A 19,466-nucleotide genomic window follows, 5' to 3' on the forward strand; every position below is an offset into this window, starting at 1 on the left:
ACAAACCAACAGACTCTCTTCCCGATCTAGCCATACCAAATACCTAACCTATTGAACATCACTTAAAAGCATCAACATGCAAGCCAACCCCCAGCCGGAGCAGATCACCAAAACCGTGGTTGGCGTGACCACGGTTTTCATTGGAGGCATTGCTCTGCTCTCAAGTGTGTTTGTTGTTCCCGCTGGTGAAGTTGGCGTGGTCACCACCCTTGGCAAAGTCTCCAACACCCCAAGAGAGCCGGGCTTGAACCTCAAACTTCCGTTCATTCAGTCGACCCATAATTTCAGTGTCAGAACACAGGTGATCCCCGAAAAATTTTCAACACTCACCAAAGACCTGCAGGTGATCGAAGCCACAGCAACGGTGAAATATGCGGTCAAGCCTGGAGAAGCCCCCAGGATCTACAGCACGATTGCCACCGATGACTCTGCGATTTACGCCAGGGTGATCCAGCCATCCCTGCTGAAATCACTGAAATCAGTGTTCTCGAAGTATGAACTCGACACCATCGCCACCGACTGGAACAACATTTCCACCCTTGTGCAGGAAAGCGTCTCCAATGAGCTGAGCAAATTCGACTATGTGGCCGTCAAAGGCCTTGACATCACGGGCCTCAAGATCGCTGAGGAATACCGAGCGGCCATTGAGCAGAAGCAGATTGCGCAACAGCAGCTTTTACGCGCCAAAACAGAGGTTCAGATCGCCGAGCAGGAAGCCCTGAAGTTTCAGACCTTGACCCGCTCGCTCAATGACAGCGTTCTCTACAAACTGTTCCTCGATAAGTGGGACGGAAAAACAAAGGTGGTTCCGCCCATTCGTGGAGGCAGCACGCCGCCGGTGATCGTTGGCCAATAAAAGGATTCAAATGGATGCATCAGAGCCCAGCGCAGCCGCGGGTCGCCGCCTGCAGGTCAGCAATGGCCTCGGCACCACGACCCGCCCGCAGCTGCTGCATCACCAGATCCGCCTGAACCCCCAACAGCAGGGTCTGGCAGGGATAGGCACTACGGGCTGACGCCTGTTGCTGCAGGGCCTCCGCCTCGATCAAGGCCTGTTCACAGAGCTGAGGCTGACGGCCCTCCAAGCAGCGCCTGGCTCGGGCCTGAAAGGCTGCCAAGGGCGACGCACGCACCACAGGGGCCGCCATGGCGAACAGCAGCAGGACTGTGACGGAGCGCGCGAGCAGGGCTCAGGGGGGCGATTTGCTGAGATGATGCCTCAACTTCGACCCACCGCCCCGCCGTGTACACCGACTGGACCGCCATTGCCCTGCTGCTGTTCACCGCGGTGCCGCTGTTGATCGTTGTGGCGACGGCCACTTACTTCGTGATTCAGAACGATCAGAAGACTCCCCTGGGCTGAGGATCAAGCCAGGGGCCGGGTCGGACAGCTGAGTTTGGCCAGACCTGGGGTGTTGATCGGCTGGTGGTTCAACGGTGCCGACTGCACCGCTGAACTGATCTGACCGGTCCCCAGACAGACGATGCAGGTGCGGAAGCGGTCTCCCGACACCCGCTGCATCCCACTGCCACCACAGACGGTGCACGTGCACATGATCCCAAGGATCAGACGATGAATTCAGTGTGGGCGGAAAACCCGCCGCTGATCCCGAAGTGTTCCTTAAGAAATCACTGCATTGATCTCTTGCTGCGTCAAGTGCTCGAGCAACTCTGTTGCACTCAGACGCGCACCAGGATCCAGCAGCTGAAGCCCTGAGGCCAAGCGACCGATCACCGCAGCCGCATCCAGCCCCGCAGCACGGAGCGGTTCCAGGCCGGAACTGGCCTCACGCTTGGACAGTTTCTGGCCGCTGGCATCACAAAGCAGCGGCCCATGCCGGAACTGGGGCGGTGATTCCCCCAGGGCCGCAAAAAAACTTCGCTGGGCTGGCAGGGCCTCGCGCAGATCAGCACCACGCACCACATCGGTGATGCCGAAGCTAAGTTCGTCGATCACTGTGGCGAGCTGGTAGGCGATGAAGCCATCGGCTCGCCGCAACACCACATCGCCACTGCCGTGGGGATCGTCATCGGCCACCTGCAGGCGCCAACTGGGGAGCCGCTGCTGCTGCCAGCCCCAGTTGTGCCCAGCCGTCCGGCAGACGCCGGGATAGATCGGCTGACCGGCAAGCTGTCTTCGGGAGCAGCGGCAGGCGAACAACCATCCGGATCGGCGCAACCACGACAACCAGGAGTGGTAAGTGCCACGCCGTTCGCTCTGGAGCAGCACCGGGCCATCCCATTCCAGGCCCAGCCAGCGCAAATCGCTTTGGATCGCCTCGATGGCACCGGCACGGTTGCGCGGCGTATCGAGGTCATCGATGCGCAGCAACCATTCCCCACCGGCCTGACGGGCCGCCAACCACGAGAGCAGAGCCGTTTGCAGGTTACCGAGGTGGAGCACCCCCGTAGGAGATGGGGCGAAACGGCCGCGGTAGCCACCGGCGGCAGCCAGGGCTCGACCCCGCTCCAGATGCTGTTGCAGATGCTCCGGAATTTCCTTCATATGGAACAGCCATCAAAAAAGGCGACCCGCTGGGCCGCCCGGAGAACGAGGTTGAGGCGCTGATCAGCCCTGAACGCGGTCCTTGAACATCTTGCCGGCGGTGAAGGCGGGAACGCGCTTGGCGGGAATCGCGATCTTCTCGCCGGTCTTGGGGTTCAGACCCTGACGGGCGGAACGCTCACGAGGCTCAAAGGAACCGAAACCGAGGATGGACACCTTCTTGCCTTCCACCACGGAGTCGATGATCGTGTCGATGGCGGCGTCGACAACCATGGAAACGTCAGTCTTGGTGAGCTCGGTGCGAGCAGCCACCAGATTCACCAGGTCAGCTTTGTTCATTGGTTAGAGAGAGTCGGGGGGCGGGAGACGGCTCAGATACGGCGTCGTGGGCTCGCCGCTGCCTTCCCCAAGCGGCCCAATCGTATGGAGAGCAAACGGTTGCTGCAAGCGAAACGTGTTGTGCCGCAACGCTTTAGCAGTTATCCGCAACATCGCTCCAACCGCTGAAGGGCACGAGCCGCTCCCCACGCAATGCACCAAGCGCAGCCCCAGAAAGCAGTTGGGGACAGGCATCTGAAGGAATCCAATCCCTGAGCCTAGCCAAGCTGTTCAGCTGTCTGGGCCAGTGGAATGTGCGGGCATGGCGCATCGGCGCAAGCTGACCCGGAGCCCATGGCGTCAGCAAACGCCCGCAGAACAACAGTTCATTTGGTGCCGGGGCAAATACCACACAGCTCCCCGGCGTCGGCCCCGGCGTCCACAACAGCCGCAAACCACTCACCGTGGTGTGTTCCTCGGCAAAGGTCTCCAACGGCTCCACATTGGGCAGGAGATAGGCCTCCTGTTCTTGCACCAGCACCGGCCATCCCAGGCGCTCCTGAACGCGACGCAAGCGCCCATGGCCTTCTCGACTGGTGAGGAGAATCCTCGGGCTGCGGGTTCCCGCCAGCTGGCGCAGAGCAGTGAGGCTGGCCTCCGTCAACGGCGGGCAGTCCACCAGCACGGGCTCGGGATCCAGATCCAGCCACCAGGAACTGCCCCCCTGGCTGTCGCGGTTAGGCGGAAACAACCAGAGGTTGTCACGCAGCTGCTGCGGCGGCCGGCCGGCCTCAAGTGTGGTGGTCATCGCCATTGGTTCAAAACAACGGACCAAACCACTAGTTTGAAGTCGAGATGCCCCAACGGGCCTTGAGTGGCATTCACCCCGGTTCTCCCTGGCCCCTGGGCAGCAGCCTCACCCGCCGAGGTGTGAACTTTGTGCTGGCGGCTCCCGGGGCCGACCGCCTTGAATTGCTGCTCTACAGCAACGGCAACGATCGCAGCCCGGAGCGGGTGATCGAACTGGACAGTCGACGTCACCGCTCGGGCGACTACTGGCACGTGGAAGTGGAGGGGGTCGGCGAAGGCTGCTGTTACGGCTACCGCGTCTTTGGGCCGCTGGCACCGGGGGGCCATGGCTTCCAGCCTTCCAAAGTGCTGCTGGACCCCGCCGCCCGTGCCATCAGTGGCTGGGACGTCTACGACCGGGTGCTGGCCACCGGCCCCTCACCCAACGCCCATGCCTGCCTCAAGGCGGTGGTGTGCGAACAGGATCTGTTCGACTTTCAGGCCCATCCGCGCCCGCGCCACAGCTGGCAACGCACAGTGATCTACGAGCTGCACGTGGGGGGCTTCACCCGCCGTGAGGATGCCGGGGTCGCCGTGGAACACCGCGGCACCTACCTGGGCTTGATCGAGAAGTTGCCCTACCTCAAGGAGCTGGGCATCACGGCTGTGGAGCTGCTGCCGGTGTTCTGCTTCGACCCGGCCGATGCGCCCCCGGGCCGCGACAACGTGTGGGGGTACAGCCCCCTGAGCTGGTTCACACCCCACCACGGCTACTGCAGCAGTAGCGATCCGTTGCAGGCCCGCCATGAGGTGCGCCAACTGGTGGCCGCCTGCCATGACGCCGGCATCGAAGTGCTGCTGGATGTGGTCTACAACCACACCACCGAGGGCAATCGCCATGGCCCCACCCTGAGCTGGCGGGGTTGTGCCGACAACGTCTACTACCACCAAAACGAGGACGGCGATTATCAGGATGTGAGCGGCTGCGGAAACTCAATCGCCGCCAATGCGCCAATCAGCACCCAGCTGATCCTCGAGTCGATGCGCTGCTGGGCCCTGGAACTGGGGGTTGATGGCTTCCGCTTCGATCTGGGCATTGCCCTCAGCCGCGGCGACCAGCTCAAACCCCTGAATGAGCCGCCCCTGTTCGCGGCGATGGAGGCCGACCCGCAACTGAGCGACCTCAAGTTGGTGAGCGAACCGTGGGACTGCGGCGGTCTTTATCGGCTGAACGACTTCCCCGCCAAGCGGATCGGCACCTGGAACGGCCATTTCCGCGACGGGGTGCGGCGCTTCTGGAAAGGGGACGACCACAGCACCTGGAGCCTGGCCCAGCGGTTCAAGGGCAGCCCCGATCTCTATGACGGCAAGCCCGTGACCCTGGGGCGTTCGGTGAACTTCATCACCGCCCACGACGGCTTCACCCTGGCGGATCTGGTGAGCTACAACCGCAAGCACAACCTGGCCAACGGCGAAGACAACCGCGACGGCGAGAACCACAACAACAGCTGGAACCACGGCATCGAAGGCCCCAGCAGCAACCCCCTGGTGCAAAGCCTGCGGCGGCGTCAGCAACGCAACCTGCTCAGCTCGCTGCTGCTGGCCCGTGGCGTGCCGATGCTGCTGATGGGCGATGAAGTGGGCCGCAGCCAAGGGGGTAACAACAACAGCTGGTGCCAGAACAGCCCCATGGGCTGGATGGTCTGGAATGAAGACCAGTGCGACCTGGAGCTGAAGCAATTTCTGCTGCGGCTGCTGCGGCTGCGCCAGTCCTTGCCGCAACTGTTCAATCCCTTGGTGCCGCCACGGGAAAGCAACCGCAAATCAGCGGAACAACCATCGGAGCAGCGCAGCGATCTCTGGCGTCAATGGCACGGGGTAAACCTGGCCAAACCCGACTGGGCCGCCTGGAGCCGCACGACGGCCACCAGCCTCCACCGCGGCAGCCGCGGGGCGCTGCTGTGGATGGGCTTCAACGCCTACAAGGAAAGCCTCAGCTTTGAGTTGCCGGTTCCGGCCTCCCCCTGGAAACGGGTGATCGACACCTCATTGCCCAGCCCCAAGGATTTCCCAGCCGAGCCAGCCAGCTTCAGCGGCGTTGAGATCCCCTTGCAGAGCCGGAGCTTCGTGCTGCTGCTCGCCGAGGAGGAAACCTCAGGCCTGCGGTTGTGATCAGAGCGGGTGACGGGAATCGAACCCGTGTCATCAGCTTGGAAGGCTGAGGTCTTACCATTACACAACACCCGCGTAGTACAAACGAACCACTGCCCCTGGGGCTGGTGATGTCGTGAGCACGCATTCATTATGGCAATCCGCCTGCCCGAAGCCTCCGCGTGACACCGACCGACGCATCCCTGCAGGGATCCCGCCGCAGGCTGATGCTGGCCTACGGCCTGGGCGACGCCGGCACCGGACTTGCCGCCACTCAGCTGGGCTTCTACCTCTTTCCGTTTTTCATCTGCGCTGCTGGCCTGCCGGCCTTCATCGCTGGTTCCCTGCTCACGGTGAGCAAGGTGTGGGATGCGCTGAATGATCCGTTGATCGGCTGGCTCAGCGATCACACCCGCAGCCGCTGGGGCCCGCGCCTGCCCTGGATGCTCACCGCAGCCCTGCCGCTGGGCATCAGCCTGACGGCGATGTGGTGGGTGCCCCCGGGCGACACGCTGCAGCGCACCACGTATTACGCGGTGATGGCGGTGTTGCTGATGACCGCCTACACCAGCGTCAACTTGCCCTACGCGGCCCTCAGCACCGAACTCACGCCGGACACCGCCATTCGCACCCGCCTGAATGCGGCGCGGTTCACCGGATCAATCCTGGCGGGCCTGAGCGGACTGATCGTGGCCTCGGTGGTGCTCACCGACGGAGGTGGGGGCTACCTGGCCATGGGCCGAATCACCGGCAGCATCGCCGCCACCACCACGCTGCTCTGCTGCTGGGGCCTGGCCCCCTACGCCAAGCGGGCCCAACGTCCGGTGCCCAACAACGAGCCGCCGATGCAGCAGCTGAAGCGGGTGATGGCCAACCCCCGTTTCCGCCAGGTGCTGGGGCTGTATCTGCTGCTCTGGTTCGGCCTGCAACTGATGCAGGTGGTGGCCCTGATCTGGCTGGTGCAGGTGGTGCATGTGCCCGCCAACCTCTCCACCTGGATCCTGCTGCCCTTCCAGATCGCCGCACTGCTGGGGCTTCAGCTCTGGAGCAACCTCAGCAACTGCATCGGCCGCGTCGCCACCCTGCGCTGGGGCGCGGGGCTGTGGATCAGCGCCTGCCTGATCTCAATGCTGTTCCCGCCCCTCGCGGCGGATCCCGGCCCGCTGCAACTGCTGCCGCTGGTGGGGCTGATCGCCCTGGTGGGAGTGGGAGCGGCGACGGCCTATCTGATCCCCTGGTCGCTGCTGCCCGATGCGATCGACGCTGATCCGAGCAAACCAGCCGGGCTTTACACCGCCTGGATGGTGTTCGGCCAGAAGCTGGTCATCGGCCTGACCATGTCGGTGTTCGGCAGCCTGCTCTCGCTCACCGGCTACATCTCCGCCAAGGGGGGCAACTGCAGCGGGGCACTGAGTTTCATCGAACAGCCGGATTCAGCCCTGCTGGCGATCCGCCTCTGCATGGGCCTGATTCCCGCCATCCTTGTGCTGCTTGGCCTTGTGGTGATGCGAGGCTGGCCCGACCGTGGAGCCCACCTGCAGAAGGCCGCCGGATGAACACGCCCCGTTCCATCAAACGCCTGGGCACCAGCCTGCTGATCGGAGGCCAGGCCGTGGCCGCCACCCTGCGCGCTCGCATCAATCGGGGTGAGCTGTTTGAGCAAATGCTGGAGGCCGGCCCGGGCAGCCTGCTGATCGTGCTGATCATCTCGGTGGCCGCCGGCTCGGTTTTCAACATTCAGGTGGCCGCGGAACTCACCCGCCAGGGGGCGGGATCAACGGTGGGCGGCATCCTGGCGATCGGCCTGGCACGGGAGATCGCGCCCCTGCTCACCTCCTGCCTGCTGGCCGGCAAGGTGGCCACCGCCTACGCCGCCCAGCTGGGGACGATGAAGGTGACCGAACAAATCGATGCGATCACCATGCTGCGCACCGACCCGGTGGAGTACCTGGTGGTGCCCCGGATGATCGCCATGGTGGTGATGGCACCGGTGCAGTGCTTCTTTTTCTTCTTCGTGGCGGTGTGGTCGGGCCAGCTCACCAGCACGGCCCTTTACAACATCCCGCCGGCGGTGTTCTGGACCTCGGTGCAGACCTGGATGAACCCGCTGGACCTGCCGTTCATGCTGGTGAAAGCCCTGGTGTTCGGGCTGATCATTGCCACGGTGGCCTGCGGCTGGGGCCTGACCACCCGCGGCGGTCCCAAGGAAGTGGGCACCAGCACCACCGGCGCTGTGGTGATGATCCTGATCCTGGTGGCCTTGATGGATGTCGTTCTCACCCAGGTGCTGTTCGGAGCATGAGTTCAACCCCCGCCCCCGTCACCCTCAAGCCAGACGTGCGGCTGCCGCTGCTGGTGGTGGCCCTTGGCCTGGCACTGCTGCCGCTGCCGCTTTCGCCCTGGCCCACCTTGGTGGTGGTGCTGTTCGGCATGTTTCTGCTGATCCAGAGCGCCAGCCTGCGCTTGGAATTCAAGGAAGACGCTCTGATCGTGTGGCAGAACAGCCGCGAGCTGCGGCGTTTCCCCTACGACCAATGGCTGAGCTGGCGGCTGTTCGCCCCCTGGTTGCCGGGCCTGTTCTATTTCCGCGAAACCCAGAGCATTCACTTCCTGCCGATCCTGTTCAGCCCCAAGGAGCTGCGGGAACAGCTGGAAGTGCGGGTGGGAGCGCTTGAAGTACCGAAAGACGACCCCGAAGACAAAACGAGCAATAGCGAGCAATAGCACGGCTTCAATACTATTTCGTTCCGATATCCATGCAATTTCGTGCATACCTGTCGCAGTTGTGATGCCACCTGTTTTTCTGCGGCCTGTTCGGCTGGAATGGAGGGATGGAGAGCACGGCAGCTGACGCAATGCCCGACGACACCGACCTGACCCCCCAGGCGCCTGAACCGGAGCAGCCCCCGGCAGAAACCAGCGGCGACACCAGCGCAGAACCCGCCAACACCACCAGCACCACCAGCACCGAGCCCGCCGCCGCAGAAGCCAATCCCGTGATGGAGCTGGCCCTCAAGGATCTGCAGGACCGCCGCGATGCCCTGGAAGCGGAGATCAACGCCCTCAGCTCCCGCAAGCAGCAATTCGAGACCGAGCTGAAGGCCAACTTCGCCGGACAATCCGACGCCATCGCCCGCCGCGTGAAGGGCTTCCAGGAGTACCTGGGCGGCGCCCTGCAGGACCTGGTGCAGAGCGTGGAAAACCTGGAGCTGGTGGTGCAGCCGATGGTGGTGCAGCCCTCCCCCCTCGATCAGGCGGCAGACAACGCAGCGGCGCCGGACAAGCCCGGGGACAACACTCCGCCTCCCGCGGTGGCCGACACCTTCCGCCCCGATGAAGAGCTGATCCGCCAGACCCTGGAGCGCTTCCTCAAACAGCCCGACGTGTACGCCGACCCCTGGAACCTGCGGCGCAGCATCGACGCCCGCGACACGGCCCTGCTGGAGGACTGGTTCTTCAATCAAGGCGGACGGGGGGCCCAGCCCAGCCGCGGCACCCGGCCGCGCAACATCCTGGTGAGTGCAGCCTTGATCGCGATGATCGGTGAGCTGTACGGCGATCAGTTCCAGTGCCTGGTGCTTGCCGGCGGCCCCGAACGGCTCGGCGAATGGCGGCGCGGCCTGCAGGATGCCCTGGGCCTGGGCCGGGAAGACTTCGGCCCCAGCAGCGGCATCGTGTTGTTCGAACGCCCGGAAGCGCTGGTGGAGCGGGCCGACCGGCTGGAGGAGCGTGGGGAAGTGCCCTTGATCCTGATCGATGCGGCCGAGCGCAGCGTCGACATCCCTGTGCTTCAGTTCCCCCTCTGGCTGGCCTTCGCGGCCGGACCAGGTGAACGCCTCGACGACGACGACCTGCTGTGATCCAAACAGCCCTCACCTCACTGCTGCTCCTGGCCATCGGCTACCTGCTGGGAGCCATCCCCAGCGGTTACCTCGCTGGCCGCTGGCTCAAGGGCATCGACCTGCGCGAGTGCGGCTCCGGCAGCACCGGCGCCACCAACGTGCTGCGCAACGTAGGCAAAGGACCGGCTCTAGCGGTGTTTCTGATCGATGTGGGCAAGGGTGCCCTGGCGGTGCTGCTGGCAAAGAGTGTTGGCCTGAGCGACTGGCTGCAGGTGCTGGCGGGCCTGGCGGCCTTGGCCGGTCACATCTGGCCGGTGTGGCTGGGGTGGAAGGGCGGCAAGGCAGTGGCCACCGGCCTGGGCATGTTCCTGGGGCTGGCCTGGCCGGTGGGGCTGGCCTGCTTTGGCCTGTTCATGGCGGTGATCTCGATATTCCGGATCGTGTCGCTCTCCAGCGTGGTGGCCGCCATCGGACTGCCGCTGTTGATGCTGCTCTCCGGCGGCAGCAGCGCCTACGTGGTGGTGTCGCTGGTGGCCAGCCTGATGGTGCTCTGGCGCCATCGCAGCAACATCGAACGGCTGCTGGCGGGCACCGAACCCAAGATCGGCCAGAAGTCTTGAGCACTGCCGCCGGCAGCGATCAGCCCAGGAGCTCTCCGCAACAAGCAGCAAATGCCGCACTGGGATCCTCTGCCTTGGTGATCGGCCGGCCGATCACCAGTTGGCTGGCACCTGCGGCGATTGCCTCAGCCGGCCCCATCACCCGGGCTTGATCACCAACAGCCGCACCTTTAGGGCGGATGCCTGGGGTGACCAAGGCGAAGGGCTCAGGATGCTGCGCACGCAACGCCGCGGCCTCCAGTGGTGAGCACACACATCCACCGATTCCTGATAGAGCCGACAGCTGCGCCAACGCCGGCACCCGTTCGGCGATGCCCTGGGCAATGGCGAGTTCCCGTTGCAGTCGCTGCTCCTCCCAACTGGTGAGAACAGTCACCGCCAGCAACGTTGGCGCGGGTTGACCAGCTCCTTGAGCTCCTTCTTCTGCCGCGGCCTGGGCTGCCTTGAGTGCTTCGCTGCCGGCGCAGGCATGCACCGTGATCAGCTCGGCCCCCAGCGCCCCCGCCCGCCGGCAAGCACCCGCCATCGTGGCCGGGATGTCGTGAAATTTGAGATCGAGAAACACCCGCAGCCCCTGCTCGCGCAGCTGAGCCACCACCTCCGGGCCGGCCTGCACAAACAGCTCCAGACCCACCTTCACCCAGCGCAGCCCATCCACCTGGCCGGCAAAGGCCAGCGCCTGCTCGGGCGCCATGCCATCGAGGGCAACGATGATCCGATCGGCGGGGTCAGCGGGATGCAAGGTCATCAGCCCACCAAACGACGGAAGGTTTTCTTGCCCAATTGCAACACCTTGCCCTCCAGCTCCGCCGCTGAGGCGAACTCCTGGTTGGGGTCGGTGATCTTTTCCCCCTCCAGGCGCGCCGCACCACCTTTGATCTGACGGCGGGCCTCGCTGCTGCTGGCGCAGATCCCCACGGCACTGAACAGGTAAAAGGCCTTTGCGGGGAAGTTCACCTCCGCCAGCGACGCCTCGGGCACATCAGCGCCAGCATCACCACTGCCGCCCACCAGGGTGGCGGCATCGCTCTGGGCCTTCTGGGCGGCTTCGATGCCATGACGGCTGGCGGTCACCGCCAGGGCCATCGCCTTCTGCTTCTCGCGCGGGTTCTCCGGCAAGGAGGCCAGATCCAGGTCGGTCAGCAACGTGACGTAGTCGTCGATCGCCGCATCGCCGACCTTCTCCAGCTTGGAGTACATCGAGAGCGGATCCTCTTCCAGCCCCACCACGTTGCCGAGGCTCTTGCTCATCTTCTGCACCCCATCCAGACCCACCAGGATCGGCAGCAGCAGGCCGAACTGGGTGCCCTTGTTGAAGTGGCGCTGCAGGTCGCGGCCCATGGCCACGTTGAACTTCTGGTCGGTGCCGCCCAGCTCCACATCCGCATTCACCGCCACCGAGTCGTAGCCCTGCAGCAACGGGTAGAGGAATTCATGCAGGGCGATCGGGGTGCCGCTGCCGTAGCGCTTGGAGAAGTCGTCTTTTGCCAGCATCTGGCCCACGGTGCCGGTGCCGAGCAGGCCGATCACCGCCGGCAGGTCCATCCCTTCAAGCCACTCGGAGTTGTATCGCACCTCCAGGCGGCCGGGGGTTTCGAAATCGAGCAGCGCCGTTTCCTTGGGCTGGTCTTGCCCCAACTGGCGCAGATAGGTGGAGGCATTTGCGGCCACCTGCTCCTTGGTGAGCTGCACCCGCGTGGCGCTCTTGCCGGTGGGGTCTCCGATCCGCGCCGTGAAATCGCCGATGATTAGCACCGCCGTGTGGCCCGCGTCCTGGAAGGCCCGCAACTTGCGGAACAGGATGCTGTGGCCCAGGTGGATGTTGCTGCCGGTGGGGTCGATGCCCAGCTTCACCCGCAGCGGCCTGCCTTCTTTGTCGGCCTGGGCCAACCGGGCCGCCAGGGACTGATCCGCATCACTGGGATCCCCGGCCGGGAACAGGTCGGCCATGCCCCGCGACAGCCAATCCGGCAACGACGGGATGGAGTCCGGCATGGGGAGGCGCAACGAGCGAGCGCTGGCGATCGTACGAGTCTTGGCTCAGCTCGAGCTGTTTCAGCTGGAAGGCGGCTGCTCGATCTGTGCCTTCATCCGCTCGAGAGTGGAGTTCATCTGATCGAACATCTGCTCGGGGGTGATGCCGAACTGGCTGAGCTGAGTGCGCAGCTGCTCCACCGTGAGCTTGGCCTGGAAATCCTCCGAGAGTTCAAAGCGCTTCATGAACACCCGGTAGCGGCCCATAAGCTCTTCCATCGTCTCGATGAACTTCTTCTTGCCCTCTCGGTCGAACTTGCCGTACTCACTGCCCAGCTGCATCAGCTGCTGGTAATCGCTGAACAGGCGCTTGGCTTCGTCCTGAACGATGTCGGAATCGAAGAAGGCCATCGTTGGCATTGCGCACTGCTTCGACAAAGTCTGCCAAGAACAGACCGCCTGCAACGGGGGTGATCGCCGCACCTCGCCGGAGCGGGCTGAATCAGCCGCCGTAAGCTGCCTACTCGCTGACGGAACGATGAACCCGAACATCGTTTATTTCCCGTTCGGCCGTGAAGCCAACGTTCAACAGTTCTCTAGGCAGGTGGAGCTCAAGCCAGCCTGCTTCTGCCCAACGGAGACCTCCACCACGATCATCTTCGGTGTGGCCCGGGGCGGAACCACCATGGCAGCGCGCGTGGTCAGCAGTCTCGGCATCGACCTAGCCGAAGGCAGCAACATCAATTTCGAGGATGAACAGTTCAACCTGCAGAAGCTCGGGCTCAATCCCAAGCGGGATGAGCAGCAGCTCAAGGACCATCTGCTGAAGCACTTGGAGCAACGCAACAGCCAACACAACCACTGGGGATGGAAGTATCCGAACGCAGCGGCCTACCTACCGCTGATTCTTGAGCGGGTGCGCAACCCACGACTGATCTGCATCCTTCGCGATCCGCTGGCGTCGTCATCGAGGGAGCTGCGTGCCGATGCCATCCAACAGCAGGGCAACGAAGAACGGCACTTACGGCAGGCGATGCGCGCCATAAACACCAACATCGCCTTGATGCATGAGAACGTTCACCCCACCTTGATGGTGAGCTACGAGAAAGCCATCCAGAAGCCAGCCCCCTTCGTGCGCGCACTGGCGTTGTTCCTGGGCATCGAGCCCACAGCCCAGGCGATCGATGCAGCCCTGGGGCAGATCCAGCCCGGGGGCTACCTGCAGGGCTGAGGGGAGATGGTTTGTACGGTCTTGCTGACCCGCACCACCCTCCGGTGGCATCCGAATTCATGGTGAGTTTCGGGCCGCCTCCAGGATGTGGACTTCACCGCTCAGCTCGGCGCGATGCGTGAGCTTCCCCAGCGCCATCGGTCCCTGTTGGAGGGGCGCCGCATTGTGGTGGCCTCCGCCGATCGCGTCTTGATCAGCGGCCTGGTGCACAGCCTTGATGGCATCGGCTCCCTGGTGGGGGCCGCCAGCACCGAAACAGAAGCCCTCGCCTGCCTTCGCAACACAGCCGCTGATCTGCTGATCTGCAGCGACCAGCTCGAGCGCGGCACCGGCCCCTCCCTGGTGGCGGCCGCCAAGGCCCAGCAGCCCTCCCTGCGCTGCCTGATGTTGATTCAGCGCCCGTTGCTCAGCACGATTCACGCCGCGGCCAAAGCGCAATGCGAAGGGCTCTGCAGCCATGAACGCATCGGCAACAGCGGCTTGCTCAGCGTGCTGCGCGCCATGGAGAGCGATGGCAGCCACATGGATCCGGTGATTGCCGGCGTGGCCAACCACGACCGTGGCCGCAAAGGCGCCGCCCATCCCCTCAGCGACGTGCTGAGCCTGCGGGAAGAAGACGTGCTGCGCGGGCTCTGCAAGGGCCTCAGCAATCAGGAGATTGCCGATCAGCTGCACCTCTCGATTGAAACCACCAAGCACTGCGTTACCGGACTGCTGCGCAAACTCGATGCCAAAAGCCGCACCCAGGCGGTGCTGATCGCCTTTCAGCGCAACCTGGTGGATCCACCACTGCCGATTCCCCGCTGGACCCCCTCGACCTGAAAGGACCAGCTCGGTGCCAGAACAACCAGATGCGCCAGTTGCGCTGACGCAGCCCCTGCACCCTCGTTAAGGTCAGCCCATCTCTGCTGAGCAGCATGCCCCGCAGCCACTGGTTGGATCCCCTGGCCAGGAGGGTGCTGCAGGCCACCGGACAGCTGCCAGCACCACCCCGACAGGCCCCAGCGCAGCCTTTACCAACCGTGCCCGAGCCGCCGGCATGGGTGATGGATGTGAACCGGGCCAGCCGCGAACAGTGGCTGCAACTGCCTGGATGCAGCCAGGACACAGCCGATCTGCTGGTGCGGCTGCAGCGGGGTGGGGTGCAATTTGCCAGCGCCGATGATCTGTTCCAGCTGCTGGAGCTACCGAGCGATCTGGCCAGGCTCTGGGCCCCCCATCTCCTCTTCCAGTGGCACGGCGATGCCCCACCGCAGCCGCAGGCCGCTCCCCTCGACCTCAACAACGCCAGCGCCGATCAGCTGGCGCTGCTGGGCTGGCCCGAACAACGGCTGGCCAACCTGATGCGCGAACGCCGCCGCGCCGGTTTCAAGGATCTGGCCGATCTGCAGGAGCGGCTTTGCCTGCCCGCCAGCAGCATTGAAGCCCTGATCGGCCGGGTGAGTTTCGGCAGCCGCCGCGCCGGGCCCAGCCTGCCGCTGCCCTGATGCAGGGGGATCTGTTCTCCACCGGCGCTCTGGCCTTCAACAACGGGCCTGATCTGCCCCTGCAACGGGAGCAGCTGCTCGCCTGGCAAGCGCGGCTGCATGCCCATCAGGCGCCGCTGTTCAGCGGCGAACGTGCCAGCACAGCCCAGGGGGATCTGTTCGGTGCCAGCCCCGATGACGCTGCGGCGGCCATCGATCCACTGGCCCTGACCCCCCTGGCGATGAGTTTCTGGCGCTGGCCGGAACCGTCCCACCGCGGAGCAGCGATTTATCTGGTGATGGACAGGCCAGCCCAGCTGGAGCAACCGCTCCTGCTTTATGTGGGCGAAACCCTGGCCGCCGAGCGCCGGTGGAAAGGTGATCACGACTGCAAGGCCTACCTCGCCGCCTACGGCGAAGCCCTGCAGCGCTGTGAACTGAACGCCCAGCTGAGCATCCGCTTCAGCTGCGATGTGCCCCGGGCCACCCGCGCCCGGCGGGCCCTGGAACAACAGCTGATCCAACGCTGGTGGCCGCCGTTCAACAAGGAAACCCGCCAGCGCTGGGCCACCCCCTTCACCGCAGAGCTCTAGGGGCCGAGGGCGTCGCACAAGATCGCTACGCTCATCCTTTGTTGACGCGTCCACCCATGCGCTTCTCCCTGTCCTCCGCCGGTTTGCAGGAGTGGAACGGCGATGTGCTGGCGGTGGGGCTGCCCCAGGGCGATGTCGATGCCACGGCAAGGGCCCTGGAACAACGCTTTGCCGGCATCACCGAGGCCCTCAAGCAGCAGGAGTTCAAAGGCAAGCCCGGGGATCAACTGGTGATCACGCCCCTGGGCGGGGGCCCGCAGCGCCTGGTGGTGCTGGGCCTGGGCGAGAGCGATGGGATCGACGCCGACCGCCTGCGCGGCGCCGCCGCCCGGGCCGCCAAGGCCGCCATCGGTTGTGAGGGCAGCCTCGGCCTGCACCTGCCCTGGGCGGGAAGCGATGCCACAGAAGCCGCCCGCATCTGTGCTGAAGCGGTGCGGCTCTGCCTCTACAAAGACCAGCGCTTCCGCAAAGAGCCGGACCCGCGCCGGATCCCCGAGGCCCTGGAGCTGATCGACCTTGACCCTGCCGCCGAAAGCGGCTTTGCGGCAGTGAATGCCACCTGCGCCGGTGTGGAACTGGCCCGGGAGCTGGTGGCGGCCCCTCCGAACGTGGTCACCCCGGCAGCCCTCGCCGACACGGCCGTCGGCATCGCCAAGGACCACGGCCTTGAGCTCAAGGTGCTCGAGCGCAGCGACTGCGAAGCCAAGGGCATGGGGGCCTTCCTGGCGGTGAGCCAGGGCTCCGATCTGCCCCCCAAGTTCATCCACCTGATCTATCGCCCCGAGGGCGAGGTGAAACGCCGCGTTGCCCTGGTGGGCAAAGGCCTCACCTTCGATTCCGGCGGTTACAACCTCAAGGTGGGGGCGGCTCAGATCGACATGATGAAGTTCGACATGGGCGGCAGTGCCGCTGTGATCGGTGCCATGCGCAGCATCGCCGAACTCAAGCCGGCCGGCGTTGAGGTGCACATGGTGGTGGCCTCCTGCGAAAACATGGTGAACGGCTCCGCCGTGCACCCCGGCGACATCGTCACGGCCGCCAACGGCATGACGATTGAGATCAACAACACCGACGCCGAAGGCCGCCTCACCCTCGCCGATGCGCTGCTCTACGCCTGTGAGCAGAAGCCCGATGCCGTGGTGGATCTGGCCACCCTCACCGGAGCCTGCGTCATTGCCCTGGGGGATGAGATGGCCGGGCTCTGGTCCAACAATGACGATCTGGCGGAGGCCCTCGACGCCGCTGCACAGACGGGCGGTGAAGGGCTCTGGCGGATGCCACTGCGGCAGTCCTACAGGGATGGATTGAAGTCGTTGCTGGCCGACATGAAGAACACCGGCCCACGGCCCGGTGGTTCGATCACAGCGGCCCTATTCCTCAAGGAATTCGTGACCAAAGACACCGCCTGGGCCCACATCGACATCGCCGGCCCGGTCTGGAGTGACAAGGGCAAAGGGGTCAATCCCGCTGGTGCCACCGGCTACGGCGTGCGCACCCTGGTGAACTGGGTGCTGGCCCAGTCATGAGCCGCTCCCCGGTGCGCTGGTACATCAAGGCCCAGCTGGGGGTGCTGCTGCTCCCGGTGGGCCTCTGCCTGTTCGGCGAGGCGGTGAGCCGCAAGGTGGTTCAGATGCTGGGCAAGGACGCAGGCCCCTGGTTCTGGTACGGAACCCTCAGCCTGATCTGCATCAACGCTGGCATCGGCCTGATGATCGACAGCGGACTGACCCGAGGCTTTCCAGGACGACGTCAGAACTGATCAGGGCGCCCTGGTTCAGTACGAAACAACCCCTCAGGAAGCAACAGCCTGCAATTCGAGGGAGCGGTCTGGAGTTTCCAATGCATGAATCTGCCACCGTGCTCGCTCGGAGCAGGTTTCCAACACCCGATCGAGATCATCCGATGCGTGCTTTGGCGACGCGTAGGGACCGATATGACGGGTGCCAAGACCATCCTTAATGGTCAGCAGATACATACAACCCTCCTCACCACCTGATCGTAAGCATGGTCTGTAGCATCGTCGATGGCCGGAAACCCGTCTGTTCACTGAGAACTTGCTAGATCAATCAGGTTGCCGCGCTTAATCTTTTCAACAGGTTGGATGTTGGTTTCTTAAGGAATTCGACCAGATTTGATCAAGTAACAGCCGGCGAAATCCCCCTGGAGCGATACGGGGTATCGCTCCATTTCATCGGGCTCAGTTGGCTTCAGTGACAGCCGCTGGAGCAGCAGACCTGCCAGACATCTCACGCAGAGAGCCAGCAGCGCAGAGGGTTGAAAGCGCGATCGCAACCAGGGCGGCACTGTTGATCAGCTTGAGCGCAACGGGCAGATGGGTGTTGACCATCTCGCGGACGTTTGCCATGAAAAGAGTTCGTAGTGAACATCTTCATGGTGCGGCCCCTGTCAACGCAGCGAGGACGCCCGCAGCGCCCGGCCTTTTTGTCGTAATGGCGACGACCAGCCACGGGAGCCCAGGCCATCCCGCGGGGGCTTCTTTCGGTGAAGGGGCAATGCGTCGAGCGGGGGTGCTTAGGGAACACCCCCTCTTTTTTTGGGCATCAGGCCACAAGAACAAGGGCGACGTTGAGAATCGCCAACCCCACCAGGAACACCGCCGCCAGCAACGCGGCTTCGGGGAAGAACTTGGCAATCACAAAACCCACGCCAAGAAACACCGAGGAGATCACGATGGCGGTGAGATCCGATCCCATCGGCGAATGCTGACTGGCTCGCCCACAGGATGTCGGAATCTCCCTTGGACCGTGGCTTGCCTCCATCCGACTACCCAACAAAAAGCCCCTGCCCTTGAAAAGGGGCATGGGCAGGAACCAACGGGTGCTTCGGGCTACTTGGTGTAGGTGACGCCCCGGTAGGTGAGGGTGCGGCGGCTTTCGCCGATAAGTTCCTGGCGGCAGGTGTTGTAGTGCTCGCGGCGGTAGGTCAATTCAACGCAGGCCTTGGGAGTAGCTGGAGCTGCTGCGTAGGTGTGGCCTCGATAGAGAAGTGCAGTCATTGGATGTTCCTCGAAGAAATCCAAGTCCCCGTTCCATGGCTTGGAGCATCTGCGCCCCCGCAAGAGGGGTGAACGTTTTTGTAGCAACCACTACAAACTACTTAAAAGACAGCTGTCAAGCCCGTGTCGTTCGCGCGAATACACACCGCCCCTTGATCAAGGCCCCACTCGATCAACAACCCTTCTTTATCAACAGCCCTTCTTTATCAACAGCCCTTCTCGATCAACAGCCGGAAGAGACAGGCGCACTGGCAGGCCACCCATCCATCGACCAGATCACATCCGAGACCGCATCGGCATTGATCCATTTGATGACGCCCGTATCCACGTCAGCCACCTGAAACAGAGACGGAAGCCTGGGGTGGCGAGCACTCCCCTCGCAGAAGAGCACCTGCCCCATCCACCAATCCCCTTGATCGAGCTGGTCTCCAGCGACGATCACAAAGTGCCCTGGGCGGACGTGGAGAAAGGGAGCCTCCGCCTTCACCGCGAGATCACCGTGATCAACCGACATGAGCCACCCAGGAATCAGTACATCTGTACTCATAGCCATGGCGATATGGGTTTGGCAAGCCGTCAATCGCGCTGGCGTTGAAGCACAGACGTGTTGCCAGACACTGACGTAAGCACTTTTGCTCCCTGGACGTTGCCCCGTGGGCGTCTAAGTTTCGACAGTCTTCAGACCCGTAGGCCCCCTTTCGATCGCAGAAGGCCCTGAGCCTGCCGCCGTCGAGAACGCCAATCGATGACTGACCGCACTCTCAGCATTTCCGATGCCCTGCGCGAAGCGCAGCTGCAGCGCCTGGAAGCCTCCCTGGCCTGCAAGGCGGCATCCAAGCCTCAGGCCACGACACAGCCAGCAAAAGAGAAGGACAAGGACGCCAAAGCAAGCGACTGATCGCAACAGTCCCCACGCATTCCTTGATCAGATCGGCATATTGAGGAGCATCCGGCGGTTGC

The 19,466-nt window shown here is 63.7% G+C and carries 27 protein-coding genes and 1 tRNA gene; 14 read left to right on the forward strand and 14 right to left on the reverse strand.

Annotation, left to right across the window (positions count from 1 at the left end):
- Positions 1–76: 76 nt before the first annotated feature.
- On the forward strand, positions 77–856 hold the full coding sequence (locus tag DXY35_RS02695) for a prohibitin family protein (protein ID WP_115080921.1): 780 nt from the start codon (positions 77–79) through the stop codon (positions 854–856).
- Between the two features lie 19 nt (positions 857–875).
- Here the strand turns inward: DXY35_RS02695 and DXY35_RS02700 are convergent, their stop codons facing one another.
- The 5 genes from DXY35_RS02700 to DXY35_RS02720 form a co-directional block, all read right to left on the reverse strand.
- Positions 876–1,148, reverse strand: coding sequence for a hypothetical protein (locus DXY35_RS02700; RefSeq protein ID WP_244272885.1), 273 nt, complete (start codon positions 1,146–1,148; stop codon positions 876–878).
- Positions 1,149–1,366: 218 nt separating this feature from the next.
- The gene (locus tag DXY35_RS02705) at positions 1,367–1,555 is read right to left on the reverse strand and encodes a hypothetical protein (protein WP_115080922.1); all 189 of its coding nucleotides are present in this window, start codon (positions 1,553–1,555) and stop codon (positions 1,367–1,369) included.
- 66 nt (positions 1,556–1,621) lie between these two features.
- A complete protein-coding gene (gene gluQRS / locus DXY35_RS02710) occupies positions 1,622–2,506 on the reverse strand; it encodes a tRNA glutamyl-Q(34) synthetase GluQRS (protein WP_115080923.1) in 885 nt (294 codons plus the stop codon).
- Between the two features lie 63 nt (positions 2,507–2,569).
- The gene (locus tag DXY35_RS02715; protein WP_006850925.1) at positions 2,570–2,845 is read right to left on the reverse strand and encodes an HU family DNA-binding protein; all 276 of its coding nucleotides are present in this window, start codon (positions 2,843–2,845) and stop codon (positions 2,570–2,572) included.
- Between the two features lie 133 nt (positions 2,846–2,978).
- On the reverse strand, positions 2,979–3,638 hold the full coding sequence (locus DXY35_RS02720; protein WP_115080924.1) for an MBL fold metallo-hydrolase: 660 nt from the start codon (positions 3,636–3,638) through the stop codon (positions 2,979–2,981).
- A 41-nt stretch (positions 3,639–3,679) separates the two neighbouring features.
- On the opposite strand from DXY35_RS02720, the gene DXY35_RS02725 reads away from it, so the two are divergent.
- Positions 3,680–5,785 carry a glycogen-debranching protein gene (locus tag DXY35_RS02725; protein WP_115080925.1) on the forward strand — a complete coding sequence of 702 codons (2,106 nt, stop codon included), beginning with the start codon at positions 3,680–3,682 and terminating at the stop codon, positions 5,783–5,785.
- Positions 5,786–5,789: 4 nt separating this feature from the next.
- On the opposite strand, the gene DXY35_RS02730 is transcribed toward DXY35_RS02725, so the two are convergent.
- Positions 5,790–5,860, reverse strand: a tRNA-Gly gene (locus DXY35_RS02730).
- Between the two features lie 131 nt (positions 5,861–5,991).
- On the opposite strand from DXY35_RS02730, the gene DXY35_RS02735 reads away from it, so the two are divergent.
- The 5 genes from DXY35_RS02735 (at position 5,992) to plsY (ending at position 10,226) form a co-directional block, all read left to right on the forward strand.
- Positions 5,992–7,320 (forward strand): MFS transporter, encoded by a 1,329-nt coding sequence (locus DXY35_RS02735; protein ID WP_115081077.1) that lies wholly within the window; start codon positions 5,992–5,994, stop codon positions 7,318–7,320.
- The gene (locus DXY35_RS02740; protein ID WP_115080926.1) at positions 7,317–8,066 is read left to right on the forward strand and encodes an ABC transporter permease; all 750 of its coding nucleotides are present in this window, start codon (positions 7,317–7,319) and stop codon (positions 8,064–8,066) included. The genes DXY35_RS02735 and DXY35_RS02740 overlap by 4 nt, the downstream gene beginning before the upstream one ends.
- Complete coding sequence (locus DXY35_RS02745; protein ID WP_115080927.1) at positions 8,063–8,488, forward strand: DUF3119 family protein; 426 nt, start codon at positions 8,063–8,065, stop codon at positions 8,486–8,488. Before DXY35_RS02740 ends, DXY35_RS02745 begins: the two co-directional genes overlap by 4 nt.
- Positions 8,489–8,595: 107 nt before the next feature.
- Positions 8,596–9,624, forward strand: coding sequence for a DUF3086 domain-containing protein (locus DXY35_RS02750; protein ID WP_115080928.1), 1,029 nt, complete (start codon positions 8,596–8,598; stop codon positions 9,622–9,624).
- Complete coding sequence (plsY, locus tag DXY35_RS02755; protein WP_115080929.1) at positions 9,621–10,226, forward strand: glycerol-3-phosphate 1-O-acyltransferase PlsY; 606 nt, start codon at positions 9,621–9,623, stop codon at positions 10,224–10,226. Before DXY35_RS02750 ends, plsY begins: the two co-directional genes overlap by 4 nt.
- A gap of 19 nt (positions 10,227–10,245) precedes the next feature.
- Here the strand turns inward: plsY and pyrF are convergent, their stop codons facing one another.
- The 3 genes from pyrF to DXY35_RS02770 are packed head-to-tail and all read right to left on the reverse strand — an operon-like array spanning position 10,246 to position 12,611.
- On the reverse strand, positions 10,246–10,974 hold the full coding sequence (pyrF, locus tag DXY35_RS02760; RefSeq protein WP_115080930.1) for an orotidine-5'-phosphate decarboxylase: 729 nt from the start codon (positions 10,972–10,974) through the stop codon (positions 10,246–10,248).
- Positions 10,974–12,221, reverse strand: a complete 1,248-nt coding sequence (tyrS, locus tag DXY35_RS02765; RefSeq protein ID WP_115080931.1) for a tyrosine--tRNA ligase — start codon at positions 12,219–12,221, stop codon at positions 10,974–10,976. Before tyrS ends, pyrF begins: the two co-directional genes overlap by 1 nt.
- 60 nt (positions 12,222–12,281) lie before the next feature.
- On the reverse strand, positions 12,282–12,611 hold the full coding sequence (locus DXY35_RS02770) for a DUF1825 family protein (protein WP_011365051.1): 330 nt from the start codon (positions 12,609–12,611) through the stop codon (positions 12,282–12,284).
- Between DXY35_RS02770 and DXY35_RS02775 the strand changes: the two genes are divergently transcribed.
- From DXY35_RS02775 to DXY35_RS02800, 6 genes are all read left to right on the forward strand, one after another.
- Positions 12,589–13,431 carry a sulfotransferase gene (locus DXY35_RS02775; RefSeq protein WP_115080932.1) on the forward strand — a complete coding sequence of 281 codons (843 nt, stop codon included), beginning with the start codon at positions 12,589–12,591 and terminating at the stop codon, positions 13,429–13,431. The two genes, DXY35_RS02770 and DXY35_RS02775, sit on opposite strands and share 23 nt — an antisense overlap.
- Before the next feature lie 114 nt (positions 13,432–13,545).
- Positions 13,546–14,253 carry a response regulator transcription factor gene (locus tag DXY35_RS02780; RefSeq protein WP_115081079.1) on the forward strand — a complete coding sequence of 236 codons (708 nt, stop codon included), beginning with the start codon at positions 13,546–13,548 and terminating at the stop codon, positions 14,251–14,253.
- Between the two features lie 95 nt (positions 14,254–14,348).
- Entirely contained in the window at positions 14,349–14,918 is a 570-nt protein-coding gene (locus DXY35_RS02785; protein WP_115080933.1) for a hypothetical protein, read from the forward strand.
- Entirely contained in the window at positions 14,918–15,490 is a 573-nt protein-coding gene (locus DXY35_RS02790; protein WP_115080934.1) for a GIY-YIG nuclease family protein, read from the forward strand. Before DXY35_RS02785 ends, DXY35_RS02790 begins: the two co-directional genes overlap by 1 nt.
- Before the next feature lie 56 nt (positions 15,491–15,546).
- Entirely contained in the window at positions 15,547–17,016 is a 1,470-nt protein-coding gene (locus tag DXY35_RS02795) for a leucyl aminopeptidase (protein ID WP_115080935.1), read from the forward strand.
- Positions 17,013–17,249: a hypothetical protein gene (locus tag DXY35_RS02800; protein ID WP_114989453.1), complete on the forward strand. Its 237-nt coding sequence runs from the start codon at positions 17,013–17,015 to the stop codon at positions 17,247–17,249. Before DXY35_RS02795 ends, DXY35_RS02800 begins: the two co-directional genes overlap by 4 nt.
- 33 nt (positions 17,250–17,282) lie before the next feature.
- On the opposite strand, the gene DXY35_RS02805 is transcribed toward DXY35_RS02800, so the two are convergent.
- From DXY35_RS02805 to DXY35_RS02815, 5 genes are all read right to left on the reverse strand, one after another.
- Positions 17,283–17,465: a hypothetical protein gene (locus DXY35_RS02805; protein WP_115010059.1), complete on the reverse strand. Its 183-nt coding sequence runs from the start codon at positions 17,463–17,465 to the stop codon at positions 17,283–17,285.
- Between the two features lie 222 nt (positions 17,466–17,687).
- Entirely contained in the window at positions 17,688–17,855 is a 168-nt protein-coding gene (locus DXY35_RS12585; protein WP_170950489.1) for a hypothetical protein, read from the reverse strand.
- A 196-nt stretch (positions 17,856–18,051) separates the two neighbouring features.
- Positions 18,052–18,204, reverse strand: coding sequence for a hypothetical protein (locus tag DXY35_RS12590; RefSeq protein ID WP_170950490.1), 153 nt, complete (start codon positions 18,202–18,204; stop codon positions 18,052–18,054).
- A 134-nt stretch (positions 18,205–18,338) separates the two neighbouring features.
- Positions 18,339–18,506, reverse strand: coding sequence for a DUF4278 domain-containing protein (locus DXY35_RS02810; protein WP_244272886.1), 168 nt, complete (start codon positions 18,504–18,506; stop codon positions 18,339–18,341).
- 223 nt (positions 18,507–18,729) lie between these two features.
- Positions 18,730–19,020, reverse strand: coding sequence for a DUF3104 domain-containing protein (locus tag DXY35_RS02815; protein ID WP_115010137.1), 291 nt, complete (start codon positions 19,018–19,020; stop codon positions 18,730–18,732).
- A gap of 231 nt (positions 19,021–19,251) precedes the next feature.
- Here DXY35_RS02815 and DXY35_RS12595 point away from each other — a divergent pair, with 231 nt between their 5' ends.
- The gene (locus DXY35_RS12595; protein ID WP_170950491.1) at positions 19,252–19,404 is read left to right on the forward strand and encodes a hypothetical protein; all 153 of its coding nucleotides are present in this window, start codon (positions 19,252–19,254) and stop codon (positions 19,402–19,404) included.
- The last annotated feature ends 62 nt before the right edge of the window (positions 19,405–19,466 follow it).

Source organism: Synechococcus sp. N32, from assembly GCF_900473895.1.
Taxonomy (GTDB): Bacteria; Cyanobacteriota; Cyanobacteriia; order PCC-6307; family Cyanobiaceae; genus Parasynechococcus.

Coding starts and splice junctions, on each gene's coding strand:
- DXY35_RS02695 (WP_115080921.1), top strand. CDS start 77: ATGCAAGCCAACCCCCAGCCGGAGCAGATCACCAAAACCGTGGTTGGC.
- DXY35_RS02700 (WP_244272885.1), bottom strand. CDS start 1,148: ATGGCGGCCCCTGTGGTGCGTGCGTCGCCCTTGGCAGCCTTTCAGGCC.
- DXY35_RS02705 (WP_115080922.1), bottom strand. CDS start 1,555: ATGTGCACGTGCACCGTCTGTGGTGGCAGTGGGATGCAGCGGGTGTCG.
- gluQRS (WP_115080923.1), bottom strand. CDS start 2,506: ATGAAGGAAATTCCGGAGCATCTGCAACAGCATCTGGAGCGGGGTCGA.
- DXY35_RS02715 (WP_006850925.1), bottom strand. CDS start 2,845: ATGAACAAAGCTGACCTGGTGAATCTGGTGGCTGCTCGCACCGAGCTC.
- DXY35_RS02720 (WP_115080924.1), bottom strand. CDS start 3,638: ATGGCGATGACCACCACACTTGAGGCCGGCCGGCCGCCGCAGCAGCTG.
- DXY35_RS02725 (WP_115080925.1), top strand. CDS start 3,680: ATGCCCCAACGGGCCTTGAGTGGCATTCACCCCGGTTCTCCCTGGCCC.
- DXY35_RS02735 (WP_115081077.1), top strand. CDS start 5,992: ATGCTGGCCTACGGCCTGGGCGACGCCGGCACCGGACTTGCCGCCACT.
- DXY35_RS02740 (WP_115080926.1), top strand. CDS start 7,317: ATGAACACGCCCCGTTCCATCAAACGCCTGGGCACCAGCCTGCTGATC.
- DXY35_RS02745 (WP_115080927.1), top strand. CDS start 8,063: ATGAGTTCAACCCCCGCCCCCGTCACCCTCAAGCCAGACGTGCGGCTG.
- DXY35_RS02750 (WP_115080928.1), top strand. CDS start 8,596: ATGGAGAGCACGGCAGCTGACGCAATGCCCGACGACACCGACCTGACC.
- pyrF (WP_115080930.1), bottom strand. CDS start 10,974: ATGACCTTGCATCCCGCTGACCCCGCCGATCGGATCATCGTTGCCCTC.
- tyrS (WP_115080931.1), bottom strand. CDS start 12,221: ATGCCGGACTCCATCCCGTCGTTGCCGGATTGGCTGTCGCGGGGCATG.
- DXY35_RS02775 (WP_115080932.1), top strand. CDS start 12,589: ATGTCGGAATCGAAGAAGGCCATCGTTGGCATTGCGCACTGCTTCGAC.
- DXY35_RS02770 (WP_011365051.1), bottom strand. CDS start 12,611: ATGGCCTTCTTCGATTCCGACATCGTTCAGGACGAAGCCAAGCGCCTG.
- DXY35_RS02780 (WP_115081079.1), top strand. CDS start 13,546: ATGCGTGAGCTTCCCCAGCGCCATCGGTCCCTGTTGGAGGGGCGCCGC.
- DXY35_RS02785 (WP_115080933.1), top strand. CDS start 14,349: ATGCCCCGCAGCCACTGGTTGGATCCCCTGGCCAGGAGGGTGCTGCAG.
- DXY35_RS02790 (WP_115080934.1), top strand. CDS start 14,918: ATGCAGGGGGATCTGTTCTCCACCGGCGCTCTGGCCTTCAACAACGGG.
- DXY35_RS02795 (WP_115080935.1), top strand. CDS start 15,547: ATGCGCTTCTCCCTGTCCTCCGCCGGTTTGCAGGAGTGGAACGGCGAT.
- DXY35_RS02800 (WP_114989453.1), top strand. CDS start 17,013: ATGAGCCGCTCCCCGGTGCGCTGGTACATCAAGGCCCAGCTGGGGGTG.
- DXY35_RS02805 (WP_115010059.1), bottom strand. CDS start 17,465: ATGTATCTGCTGACCATTAAGGATGGTCTTGGCACCCGTCATATCGGT.
- DXY35_RS12585 (WP_170950489.1), bottom strand. CDS start 17,855: ATGGCAAACGTCCGCGAGATGGTCAACACCCATCTGCCCGTTGCGCTC.
- DXY35_RS12590 (WP_170950490.1), bottom strand. CDS start 18,204: ATGGGATCGGATCTCACCGCCATCGTGATCTCCTCGGTGTTTCTTGGC.
- DXY35_RS02810 (WP_244272886.1), bottom strand. CDS start 18,506: ATGACTGCACTTCTCTATCGAGGCCACACCTACGCAGCAGCTCCAGCT.
- DXY35_RS02815 (WP_115010137.1), bottom strand. CDS start 19,020: ATGTCGGTTGATCACGGTGATCTCGCGGTGAAGGCGGAGGCTCCCTTT.
- DXY35_RS12595 (WP_170950491.1), top strand. CDS start 19,252: ATGACTGACCGCACTCTCAGCATTTCCGATGCCCTGCGCGAAGCGCAG.